This window comes from Vibrio sp. 2132-1 (assembly GCF_033344315.1).
This window is the reverse complement of sequence record NZ_JAWPON010000254.1, coordinates 1-765: the sequence shown is the minus strand read 5'-3', so window position 1 is coordinate 765 and position 765 is coordinate 1. Positions and strand designations below refer to the sequence as shown.

The 765-nt window shown below is 44.3% G+C and carries 1 protein-coding gene and 1 pseudogene; both read right to left on the bottom strand.

All coding sequences use genetic code 11. The features are described from left to right. Window positions 1-113 (bottom strand): annotated as a pseudogene (locus R8N47_RS24765) (FAA hydrolase family protein); the annotation flags it as partial. Window positions 114-316: 203 nt separating this feature from the next. Continuing rightward, on the bottom strand, window positions 317-765 hold a 449-nt coding region (locus R8N47_RS24760), incomplete at its 5' end, for a porin (RefSeq protein ID WP_318186046.1).

Here is a 765-nt window from a genome sequence, read left to right as displayed (position 1 = left end):
ATTTGTTCTGGAATAGCATTGTCCAACTCATGGATGTGCTCAACGTAATTACGTCCAACACACAGCACTTTTCCAACTTCTACTTTCTTTTCTTCAACTTGAATGACGCTCATTGATCTTCCCTGCAAAACAAAAACATCATCATAATCTAACCTTTTGATGGAACAACACTAGAACGCGCTCTGAAGTATCAACAATAAGACATTCAGCCCGTTTTATGTTTTGTGTCATCAGTTTGAAACGCATGTTGATTCTTCGACAAAACGAGAAACAGCCAGCATCATGCTGGCTTTTGAATCGATAACTGTAACGACAATTATAGGTAGTAACGTGCACCAAGTGCCCATTTGTCATCAGTTTTGCGGTCGTTAGCGTCGTTCAAGTCAAACTGGTAACCCGCATAACCCACAAACTTAGGTGTGAAGTTGTATTCTGCTTGCAGCGCCATTTCTTCACGAGCCGTTTCTGTCTTCGCGCCTTTCACGTCTTTGCCTTCAACCATTTCGTAGTTGATGCTCAGGTTTAGGCTATTAGGCAGTGCATAAGCGATCAACGCTTCGTACGCGTCGCTTTCAGCTAGACGAGTTTTACCGTCGAAGTTCATGTTTTCGTTCGAGCCGTAAACCGCTGCTAGGTACAAACCTTGACCGTAAGAACCGTATGCCGCAGATACTAAGTGAGATTCAGCTGAATGCTTGCCGATGTACGCTGAATCTTGGAAGTCGCCACCGTTGTACGTGTAACCCACTTTTGCGCCCATGATCG